This is a genomic window from Methanosaeta sp. UBA458 (genome assembly GCF_002496085.1).
In the GTDB taxonomy this organism is placed as follows: domain Archaea; phylum Halobacteriota; class Methanosarcinia; order Methanotrichales; family Methanotrichaceae; genus Methanothrix; species Methanothrix soehngenii.
On the sequence record NZ_DAIK01000068.1, the window covers coordinates 26,642 to 37,316 of the forward strand.

At 50.1% G+C, this 10,675-nt stretch carries 10 protein-coding genes and 1 pseudogene; 6 read left to right on the forward strand and 5 right to left on the reverse strand.

Features of this window, described 5'->3' with window-relative positions; genetic code table 11:
• Positions 1-22 precede the first annotated feature (22 nt).
• The 3 genes from BP822_RS04795 to BP822_RS04805 form a co-directional block, all read right to left on the reverse strand.
• On the reverse strand, positions 23-628 hold the full coding sequence (locus BP822_RS04795) for a toll/interleukin-1 receptor domain-containing protein (RefSeq protein ID WP_273278646.1): 606 nt from the start codon (positions 626-628) through the stop codon (positions 23-25).
• Between the two features lie 7 nt (positions 629-635).
• Positions 636-3,389 (reverse strand): formate dehydrogenase subunit alpha, encoded by a 2,754-nt coding sequence (gene fdhF, locus BP822_RS04800; RefSeq protein ID WP_276620609.1) that lies wholly within the window; start codon positions 3,387-3,389, stop codon positions 636-638.
• 209 nt (positions 3,390-3,598) lie between these two features.
• Complete coding sequence (locus BP822_RS04805; RefSeq protein ID WP_013720561.1) at positions 3,599-3,871, reverse strand: dodecin family protein; 273 nt, start codon at positions 3,869-3,871, stop codon at positions 3,599-3,601.
• Positions 3,872-3,995: 124 nt separating this feature from the next.
• Between BP822_RS04805 and BP822_RS04810 the strand changes: the two genes are divergently transcribed.
• Positions 3,996-5,309, forward strand: a complete 1,314-nt coding sequence (locus BP822_RS04810) for an alpha/beta hydrolase family protein (RefSeq protein ID WP_013720560.1) — start codon at positions 3,996-3,998, stop codon at positions 5,307-5,309.
• Positions 5,310-5,525: 216 nt separating this feature from the next.
• Here BP822_RS04810 and BP822_RS04815 read toward each other — a convergent pair whose 3' ends face one another.
• Both BP822_RS04815 and BP822_RS04820 read right to left on the reverse strand, forming a co-directional pair.
• Entirely contained in the window at positions 5,526-5,909 is a 384-nt protein-coding gene (locus tag BP822_RS04815) for a hypothetical protein (protein ID WP_273279072.1), read from the reverse strand.
• Between the two features lie 22 nt (positions 5,910-5,931).
• Positions 5,932-6,138 carry an antitoxin family protein gene (locus BP822_RS04820; RefSeq protein WP_013720558.1) on the reverse strand — a complete coding sequence of 69 codons (207 nt, stop codon included), beginning with the start codon at positions 6,136-6,138 and terminating at the stop codon, positions 5,932-5,934.
• A gap of 425 nt (positions 6,139-6,563) precedes the next feature.
• On the opposite strand from BP822_RS04820, the gene cas1 reads away from it, so the two are divergent.
• From cas1 to BP822_RS04845, 5 genes and pseudogenes are all read left to right on the forward strand, one after another.
• Positions 6,564-7,679 carry a CRISPR-associated endonuclease Cas1 gene (cas1, locus tag BP822_RS04825; protein ID WP_286877837.1) on the forward strand — a complete coding sequence of 372 codons (1,116 nt, stop codon included), beginning with the start codon at positions 6,564-6,566 and terminating at the stop codon, positions 7,677-7,679.
• A gap of 2 nt (positions 7,680-7,681) precedes the next feature.
• Positions 7,682-7,969 carry a CRISPR-associated endonuclease Cas2 gene (cas2, locus tag BP822_RS04830; RefSeq protein ID WP_013720556.1) on the forward strand — a complete coding sequence of 96 codons (288 nt, stop codon included), beginning with the start codon at positions 7,682-7,684 and terminating at the stop codon, positions 7,967-7,969.
• Between the two features lies 1 nt (position 7,970).
• Complete coding sequence (cas4, locus tag BP822_RS04835; RefSeq protein ID WP_286877833.1) at positions 7,971-8,606, forward strand: CRISPR-associated protein Cas4; 636 nt, start codon at positions 7,971-7,973, stop codon at positions 8,604-8,606.
• Positions 8,607-8,618: 12 nt separating this feature from the next.
• Positions 8,619-10,505 (forward strand): TIGR02556 family CRISPR-associated protein, encoded by a 1,887-nt coding sequence (locus BP822_RS04840; protein ID WP_286877834.1) that lies wholly within the window; start codon positions 8,619-8,621, stop codon positions 10,503-10,505.
• Positions 10,506-10,507: 2 nt separating this feature from the next.
• Positions 10,508-10,654, forward strand: a pseudogene (locus tag BP822_RS04845) (type I CRISPR-associated protein Cas7); the annotation flags it as partial.
• Between the last annotated feature and the right edge of the window lie 21 nt (positions 10,655-10,675).

Sequence of the window (10,675 nt, forward strand, 5' to 3'; positions counted from 1 at the left end):
GCAAGGGAAAAAAAGCCATTTGTCAAAAATTTTCTATGAACTTCTGGGGTTTCAGCGATTCTTGCTCCCCAGGCAGAGGTTCGAATGTCCGCGGGTCGAGCAGGATTGTGTTCTGACAGTAGCTGCAGATCGTCTCCAGGAAGATTCCCTTTTCCAGGGCAGAGTCCACCTCATCCTGGTCGGTCAGATACTGGGTCATCTCCTCTCCACATTGGGGGCAGACCACCCGAAGCCACTCCAGACGGCTCAACTCCCGGATGCTTTTGATCAAGATGCCTATGGCATCGGCAAAACTCTCCCTTCTGAAGGGTAAAGCTCGCAATTGATCGATCAGAAAAGGAAGCTGAGCGCCCTCCTCTTGCAAGGGAATGATCAGTTGGTCAATGCCCCTGGCCAGACCTATCTCCTGGCAGAGGGTTGGAGAACGACTTCCCTTCCGGGTTGCCAGAGCCACCAGGCACTCGGAGTTCCTTATGGCAAAGGACACCCTATCGGCAAGAGAGATAGCAGGCGATTGATTGTACAGGGCGACATAGCTTTCCAGGCCCACCCGCCCCAGCGCTAGCGAGAGCCGCAGAGCCAGGTCTTCATCATCCGGATCGTAGGAAATGTAAACTTTAGAGATCATCCAATCATTACGCCTTTAACTTTTCTATCTTCACAGCGCATGCCTTGTACTCCGGAGTCTTCGCCTGAGGATCAAGAGCGGCATTGGTCAGAAGGTTGGTCAAGACATCCTGGTAATGGAACGACATGAAGGCCATGCCGCGGGAGGACTTGTCTGTAACCCTAGCTTTGGTCTTAACAGAGCCCCGCCTGGAGCTGACAACAACCGTCTCTCCGTCCTCGATCTCGAGTTCTCTGGCATCGGCAGGGCTTATCTCTATGGCCTCCTCCGGCCATACCCACATTATTCCTTTGGATCGCCTGGTCATGGATCCGCAGTTGTAATGCTCCCTTCTCCTGCCGGTGGTGAGGATCAAGGGATATTCCGTATCGGTCTGCTCAGCGGGGTACTTGTGCTGTACGGCATTGAACCTTCCCAGGCCGCAGCTGAAGCTCTCCGCATGCAGGGTCTCTGTTCCCGGATGGTCAAGGGACGGTATGGGCCACTGCAGCCCGCCGTCATCCAGCCGATCGAACTTCACTCCGGCAAACATCGGCGCCAGTGAGGCGATCTCATCCATGATCTCCGAGGGGTGGCCGTAGCTCATCGGATAGCCCATCCTCTGGGCGATCTGACAGATCGTCAGCCAGTTCTCCTGGCCGCATAGTGCTGGTATCGCTTTCCGCACCCTTTGAATGCGCCGCTCGCCGTTGGTGAATGTTCCATCGCACTCGGCAAAGCTGGCTGCGGGCAGGATGACGTCTGCATACCTGGTGGTCTCAGTGGGAAATATCTCCTGCACTACCAGGAAGTCCAGGGACTCCAGAGTTGATCTCACCCGGTTGGTGTCGGGCTCGGTATGGGCGGGGTCCTCTCCCAGGATGTAAAGGCCGCGGATCTCCTTTCCCGGATTGCGTTCTATCATCTGGGTGGAGGTCTGGCCGGGGACAGAAGGCAAGGCAACCTTCCAGGCTTCCTCGAACTTGGACCGGATGCCAGCATCGGTCACCGGCTGGTAGCCGACATGGACGTTGGGAAGGGCGCCCATATCACAGGCCCCCTGGACGTTGTTCTGGCCGCGCAGAGGCATGATGCCAGTCGAGCGGCGGCCAACGTTTCCGGTGAGCATTGCCAGGTTGCCCAGGGACATCACATTGGAGGTTCCAGTGGTGTGCTCAGTTATGCCCAGGCCGTAGATGATCATCGCTTTATCGGCCCTGGCATAGAGCCGGGCGGCCTCGATGATATCCTCTGCCGCCACTCCGGTGATCTGGGATGCCCTTTCAGGCGGATACTCCTCCACCGTCTTTTGCAGGTTCTCAAATCCCATGGTGCGCCGGTCTATGAAATCCCGGTCCTCCAGCCCTTCTTTAAGGATCACATTCATCATTGCATTTATCAGGGCGATGCTTGTTCCCGGTTTCTGGTTGAGCCAGACCGATGCCCTGTCGACCAGCTCGATTTTACGGGGGTCAGCGACGATTATCTTCGCTCCATTTCTGGCTGCCTTGATTATCTTCAGGCTGACTACGGGATGGGCTTCAGTGGTATTGGAGCCGATGATGAAAAGGACATCGGCGTCTTCAATCTGGTCAAAGGAGTTGGTGGCTGCTCCGCTGCCAAAGCAGGCGGCAAGACCGGTCACTGAGGGGGCATGGCAGACCCGGGCGCAGTTGTCCACATTGTTGGTTTTAAAGACCGCTCTGGCAAGCTTTTGCACCAGATAGTTCTCCTCATTGGTGCAGCGGGAGGAGGAGAAAGCCCCTAAAGAATCGGGGCCGTATCGATCTTGGATCTCTGTGAACCTCCGGGCGACCAGGTCTAAAGCCTCATCCCAGGATGCCGGCTCGAATTGACCGTTTCTCTTTATCAGAGGAGTGGTGAAGCGGTCGGGATGGTGGATGATCTCCTCCAATCCAAAGTGGCCTTTGACGCAGGCCTGGCCCCGGTTTACCGCTCCATCCCGGCTTGGCGTGACGGATAATATTCTGTCTTCAGAGATCTTGAGATCCAGGCTGCAGCCTACGCCGCAGTAGGGGCAGATGGTGACCACGGTGCGGTCGGGCCGGATCCATTTCTCCGAACGGATGAAGAGGGCGCCGGTGGGGCAGGCGTCAACGCATGCCCCGCAGAACTTGCAGTCTGCCTCCTGCAGGGATTCGGGACCTATCCAGTGGTTGCGGTGAAAATCGGGGTTGTTAAATAGGATGCCCAGGCCGCGTACCTCGTCGCACATTCTTATGCACCGGCTGCACATGATGCAGAGATTGTAGTTGCGGTCGAAGAACGGCTCTCTTAATACCGGCATATCCCGGAAAGAGGTCTGATATCTGATCTTGTCCAAACCGGTGAAGGTGACTGCCTCTTGCAGCTCGCACTGGCCGTCGTTAGGACAGTACTTGCAGCCCACTGTTACTGGAAACTTGCGCATGCACTCCCGCAGCTCGCCGCATTCGTTCTTTCTCTCGCAGAAGAGGCAGGAGGTGGGATGGTTGGTGAGGGCGAGGAGCATCTCCAGGGTATGTCGTCTCATCTCCTGGAGCTCCTCGGTGCGGGTATGGACAACCATTCCCTCGGCTGCAGGGGTATTGCAGGATAAAGGATAGTAATCCAGGCCTTCCACAGAGACGATGCAGAGCTTGCAGGAGCCTATGGGCTTCAAGTCCGGGTGGTGGCAAAGAGACGGCACATAAGAGCCCGCAATGCGGGCAGCATCGAGAATGGTGGACCCCTGGGGGACGGATACCTCTCGATCATCGATGAGCAGCTTTATTTCTGACATGTTCCCAACCGCGCCGGGACAGCGATAAGGGTTGATTGTATTTGTAGGTTGCTCTGCCTGCCTCAAAATTTATTAATTAGATTATAATAATTGTGGGGTGCAATTCAGATCTTTTATGGAAGAGCGATCAGGCACCAGAGCCGCCGAAGAGAACGCGAATTTGCTTTGTGGAATCATTCTTCCGAATCGCTCAATGGTATCGATTTGCCTCAGCAGAGGGGCTCGGCTGCGTCCCCCTTTGGAACCTTCCAGCCCAAATCTGTCTTCCAGTCTTCGTATTTGAGGGATATTCTTAATTTAATTCTGTATAATATTATATTACCTTTTTCATCTAGTTTGGCATCAAGCTCAGCAACGCGTGCGATCCTTAGGTTCCAGATGGATTTATGTGCCGTGTCGATTGCGTTTTTGGCAGCATCTTCCCAACCGATGGGGGATGATCCTACGAGCTCAATAGCTCGATAAACGCTCTCTTGAACCATAGTCAATTTTATGCCACTCAATATTGATATATCTTTCCCGCTGCAAGACGATAATTTTATAATTGAATGCGGGCTAAAATTTAAGTACCATTAATAATATCCCATGTTCTCTGAGGACAATTCTATGCTTAAGCATTCTCTTTTCGGATTCAGGCTCTGCCAGGTTGTATTTCTGAGCCTGTTGATCGCACCTCTTGTTGCTGCAGGAGCTGATGAGATGAACAGCACCGATATTTCGGGATCGATATTTCAGAATCAAGAGTTCAACTTCCAGTTCCTCCGGACCATCGGCTATACAGCGAGCGGAGGCGCAGACATCAACGAATGTCTGGACACGGCTTTTCGCATCAAAGATGGCGATGCTGAGAGCTGGTACGGCCAATGGAACAGAACTGCCGCCAGGCTGGAGAGTACTGCCGAGGAGTTCCTGGCCAGTGGACATAAGATCAGCGCAAAGGAAGCCTTCCTGAGGGCCTCGAACTACTACCGGAACGCTGGATTCTACCTGGACATCAATCCCGATGATCCTAGGATTGTGTCCACCTGGGAGAAGAGCCATGACTGCTTCATTAAGGCAGCAAACCTCTCCAGCGGCCTCATCCGGCCGGTCCGCATTCCTTTCCAGAACACCACCCTCCCCGGCTACCTGTGTCTGGTGGACGGCAACGGCACCAGTAGGCCGACTCTGATCGTTCATACCGGCTTTGACGGAACTGGTGAAGAGCTGTACTTCGGGGTGGCAAAATTCGCTATCGATAGGGGATATAACGTGCTGATCTTCGAGGGGCCTGGCCAGGGTGAGATGATCCGAGTACAAGGGATGCCCTTCAGGCCTGACTGGGAGGCTGCAGTAACGCCAGTGATTGATTTTGCCCAGAACCTGAGCGAGGTTGATCCGGATAGAATTGCCCTCATGGGAATCAGCTTCGGCGGCTACTTGGCACCGAGAGCTGCTGCCTTCGACCACCGCATAGCTGCGTGCATCGCCAATGGAGGCGTCTACGACTTCAATGCCAGCGTGATGCAAAAAGCCCTGCCCAATATGGAGGAGATTCTGAGCGACGAGAATGCGTCGCGGGAATTCGACCAGGAGATGAGCGAGTACATGAAACAGAGCATCGAGACAGGCTGGGCGGTAGAACACGGCATGATCGTTTTCGGAGCCCAAACCCCCAGCGAATACTTCCGAATGATCGCTCCATATACGCTGAAGGACGTAGCCGGGCTGATCAGGTGTCCCACCCTTGTTGTCGATTCGGATAACGACACGCTCCTGGCGGGCCAGGCGAGGCCGCTTTACGACGCCCTGACCGGTCCGAAAGAGTATCTGCTCTTCACCACTGAAGAGGGAGCTGGGCTGCACTGCCAGATGGGCGCCCCGACCATCTCGAACGAGAGGATATTCAACTGGCTGGATGGAGTGCTGCAAGAGGGCTAGTGCCAGGCCCAGCCTTTGATGGTTCTGGCCAATCTTTTTTTCAGCGGAAAATACGTCCTTCGGTTCCTGAACCTTGATTACATTACTGCCAAGACTGATCCATACAGGCTGTTTTTTTTGTGGACGCCGCGCGCGAAAAAACGCGCGGTAGTGCTCTGGCCCCCTCAACGCCAGGGTGGCTTGGGAAAAAAATGTCCTTGCAGTTGATGGTTCTAGCTATTCTTTTTTCTCAGCAGATAGTACGTCCTTCGGTCTCAGTCTGGTTATCCCTTCGATTCCATCAAAATGTCTATCAAAACTTATTATCTGCAAATTGAGCTTCTTAGTGACATATGATTGCAGAGCATCATCAAAATCCAGGCCTACTGCCATTTCATCTATAACTGCAAGCTCATCTCTGAGGTCAGTATTGTAGATGTTCAAGCCTTTCATCCTTCCAATGCTTTTTAAAAATGTCCTGAGAGCGTCCAAATTTCCGATTCTATCTAAAATGGTCTCAATGGAATGAATCGAATAGGTCGTTACAAAGGCATTAATTTCGCCTTTATCGATCATTCTTAGCAATGTAAGGCAATCATTTCTATATTTCCTCTCCAGCATTGCCTCCAGAAAAATATTGGTATCAATCAGATACAACCTTTCTCACCCAGATATCTCTTGCAGCATGCTGCAGGTCGACTGAATCTATATCGATATCTTTTAGAAGGCCAACTAGTCTATCTGCATTGGATTTAACTATCTCGATTTCAACTACATCTCCTTCTGTTAAATCGAGCTTTTCCAGAGGTTTGAGAACATTATTTTCATATCTTGCCTTCACCATCATCATTCAATGATTGGACTTTCTTATTTAAAGAACTATCTGCTCTGTCTTGTTTGTCGTCAGATTTAAGACGAGGATCGAAAAATCCGGGAATTGAATCGGATGGTTCTGGAAGGTTGATTCTGGAAGGTTGATCTGCAAAAGCTGATTGAAAAGAAGCATTTCCTTGGTCGATTTCCGAAACCTTGATTGCAATACTGCCAAGACTGATCCATACAGGCTGTTTTTTTTTGTGGACGCCGCGCGCGAGAAAACGCGCGGTAGTGCTCTGGCCCCCTCAACGCCGGGGTGGCTTGGATACCCAGATTCCGACGGTTAGGCGAGATTGGCGTGATTTGCTTTTTAGGTCAAATATGCAGATTGGTTAAGGTTAATAATCATAAAGGACAGATGACTGACAAAGCAATATTAGAGGTAATCATTTGCAGCTCGTGATCAATAGCTATGGAGCATATCTGCGCAAGAACGGCAATTGCTTTCTGGTGAAGAGGGAGGACAGGAGCTTTGAGATTGCTGTCGGCAAGGTAAATAGCATACTGATCACTACGGCGGCGTACATCACCACCGATGCCATAAAGCTGGCAGTGGACAACAACATCGATATCGTTTTTCTCGATTCCCATGGAGATCCCTATGGAAGGGTATGGCATCCGAAGCTGGGAAGCACAACCCTGATTCGGAGAAGGCAGCTTGAGGTATACGATACCCTAGACGGCCTGAATCTGGCAAAAGAGTGGGGATTGAGGAAGCTGGAGAATCAGATAGACCTTCTGGGACGGATGAGGAAGACCAGAGAGGAAAAGAGGGATCTTCTGGACGGATACATACTGGAGATAGAAAACTCCCGAGAGCAGATGAAGAGGCTGCGGGGCACAATCGAATCCAGGAGGCAGGATATGCTCGGCCTGGAGGGCAAGGCTGCCAGGGCCTATTTTGAGGCCATCTCTTCAATCATGCCGGAAAAGTATCGGTTTGCAGGACGGAGCAGAAATCCGGCCAAGGACGAGTTCAATGCTCTTCTCAACTACGGATATGGCATTCTTTATTCGCTGGTGGAGAAGGGTTGCATCATAGCGGGGCTTGATCCGTACCTCGGCTTTCTGCACAGCGACTCATACAATAAGAAGTCGCTGGTATTCGATATCATAGAGATGTTCCGGATATATGTTGATGAGACGGTGGTTTTTCTCTTTTCCAGGCGAATGGTGAAGGATGGATTCTTTGAGCCTCTCGAGCAGGGAATGGGCCTGAGCAAAGAGGGAAAAGCAGCGCTGATCGAGTCGCTCAACAAAGCCCTCGAGGAGCCAATCCCCTACCGAGGGCGCAATGTGAAGAGGAGGAACACCATTCAGATGGAGTGCCACAGGATTGCCAATGGGCTCATCCGGCCCGGTCAGGAGATGCCGGATGACTTCGATCTGGATATCCTGGAGCAGGAAGTATGCCGGGAATCGGATGGCAAAGGCAGGGAAGACAGAGGTGAGCGAGAAGAGGAGCAGGCGCAGATGGGCGAGAGCGAGAATGCACAGGAGTGCAATCGAGGCTGATTATGCTGGTCTGGGTGATCTACGACATATCCGAGAACAGATACCGCAGCCGGGTGGCTAAGATCTGCAAGAACTACGGCCTGTTTCGGGTGCAGAAGAGCGCATTTCTGGGAGACCTGAACCGGAATGAGTCCGACTCCCTGACTCTGGAGTGCGAGGCGATTATTGACGAATCGGATTCCGTCTATGTCTTCCCCATGTGCGAGGACTGCTTTGATAAGATCAAGCTGATCGGAGCGGGCTTTGATAGAGAGCTGGTGAGCGGGATGACCATAACCAAGGTGTTTTGAGATGCAGGCGGAAGGCGAAGCGGCAGCGATACCCGAGCCCGAGCAGAAGATCGAGCAGGAGGTTTTCGTAACCGTATCGGATGCTTTGGAGTACCTGTTCTGCCCGAGGTTCATATTCTTCGAAAGATGCCTGATGGTCCCCGAGCACCAGGAGAAGAGGTTCAAGGTTTTAAAAGGCAGAGAGCTTCATGAGATTCGCGAGAAGGTTAACCGGGATTACCTGAGAAAGAGGCTAAAATGCACCCGAAAGGAGATCTCCGTTTACCTGACCTCGCACAAATACCATTTCAAGGGAGAGGTGGATGAGGTCCTGTTTTTGGAGGATGGGACAGCGGCACCTCTGGATTACAAGTATGCGGAGTTCAAGAACACAATCTATAAGACGCACAAATACCAGGCGGCGCTTTACGGGATATTGATTATGGAGCATTTTGGCGTGGATGTGAAGAAGGGCTTCGTCTGCTATACCAGGAGCAATAACTATGTGGTAGAAATTGACTTCAGGCAAAAGGATTTTGAGATGGCAAAGCAGATTGTGCGCGAGATACTGATGATAATTCAGAGAGGCTACTATCCCGAAGGGACAAAGCAGAAGGCCAGATGCGTGGACTGCACGTATAAAAATATCTGTGTATAGTGGTGATCTCCAGTGATAGAGGCTGTAAGAAGGATAGGCGATTACATTCAAGATAACAAGGGCGGCGAAGATTCGCTCTACAAGATCATAGAAGACCCGGATAGCAACGGTAAATATAAACAAGTATTAGTGGTGGCATTAAAAGAGAAGGAAGGAAATTATTCATTCAGCCATGTGGAAACACAAGAGTTCAAGGAATATACGAAATATCTCTACAAGGGAAAACAAGGTAATGCCCTCGATGCTACTCCCACCAGTAGAATAACAGAGGTGAATAAAACTTTTAAAAAATTTCTAAGATGGTTTGATAATTACGATAACTACCCCCTTTCCGGGGAAGAAAGAGAATCGATCAGAAGGATGGGCGAAGCGATTAAAGCAGAACATGATAAAATCCAAGCCGATCTTCAGGATAAATTCTCCCGCAGGAAAACCGGAGAGAGCAGTATAATAACATTAGGATTTGATGATGGTGTCAATATAAAATATCTCAGTGACATCTCAATATTTAGAAACGTCTTGCTGAATAAGGGCAGCAAGGGGTTCTCAAACAAATACGGCGTCGAATCCATAGGCCAAGACAAAATGTGTTCAGTATGCAGGGAAGTAAAGGCAGAGGTTTACGGCTTTGCGGTTCCCTGGTCATTCCATAATTATGATAAGCCAGGAAATATATCAGGGGGATTCGAGATCTCCGAATCCTGGAAGAATACACCAATATGCTTAAATTGTGCCACATGTCTTGAGGCAGGGAAGATATACATCGAGGATAAGCTGGACTTTAGCTTCTATGGCTTCCATTACTTATTAATTCCAAAGCTGGCTATCGGTGGAGATATCCAGGAGATCCTGATCATACTAGGAGCAAGAGACCAGAAGAAGGAACAAAAGCTCAACCAGGAGGTAGAGAAGCGGCTAACGGCGGATGAATATGACATCTTGGATATCGTAGCCAAACAGAACGATTTCGTGAGCACCAGCTTGATGTTCTACAAAAAGGATAAATCATCTTATAGCATTTTACTCCTTATTGAAGGAATCCTTCCTTCCAGGTTGAGTAGATTATTCAGCATCAAAGATTCTGTTGACAAGAGATTCAAGCTGTATAATGACATAGCTCTGAGCGAATCCCAGAAGGAGAAGAACCATCTGGTATTCAACTTTGGGGTCGTGAGAAGATTTTTCCCATCTGAATCTGCAAAGGGAGCCTTCGCCAAGAGATCGAAGAATAAGACTTCCGATAAGATGTTCATGGAGATGGTGAACAAAATATTTGGTGGAAACAGCATCGATTATTATTTGTTGATCGGATTTATCAATGAAAGGATAAGAGAGGCATTCGATGGAGGTTATCCTACAAATGTTGACACCCTCTTCGGCTTCCTGCTGCTGCATTATTTAAACGATTTAGGCATTCTCAAAAACGTAACATCGGAGATGGATAATATGACTACACCGAGTGAGGGTGACCTCTCCATCGAACACCTGGAGGGGCTTCCCTTAGAGCAGAAAATAAAGAGCTTCTTCGAATCCAATGAGGCATTTTTCGGCAGCGATGCAAAGAAAGCCGCCTTTCTGGAGGGTATACTGGCTCAAAAATTGCTGAACATCCAGTTCACTGAGAAAAGAGCTACTCCTTTTCGCGATAAGCTGCATGGCTTGAGGATGAACGAACCTCTGATTAAGCGGCTCCTCCCGGAAATCCAGAACAAGCTCGAAGAATACAAGAAGAACTACTACAGAGAGCTGGAAGGAATCATAGCACGTTACTTTATCCTTTCGGGGGAAAGCTGGAAAGAGAACAACGATGATCTGAGCTTTTATTTCGTTTTAGGAATGAATTCTCACAAACTGTTCAAGGATGCAAGAGAAGAGGAAGTTATTGAGGAGGTGGCGTGACAATGAGCGAGAAAGCACTGAAAAGGTCTGAGATTATTTTTATCTATGATGTCAACGATGGAAATCCAAATGGAGATCCTCTGGATGAGAATAAGCCAAGGATCGATGAAGAGACTGGCATAAATATAGTTACTGATGTAAGGCTCAAGACCTGATCAGCGATGACTTCC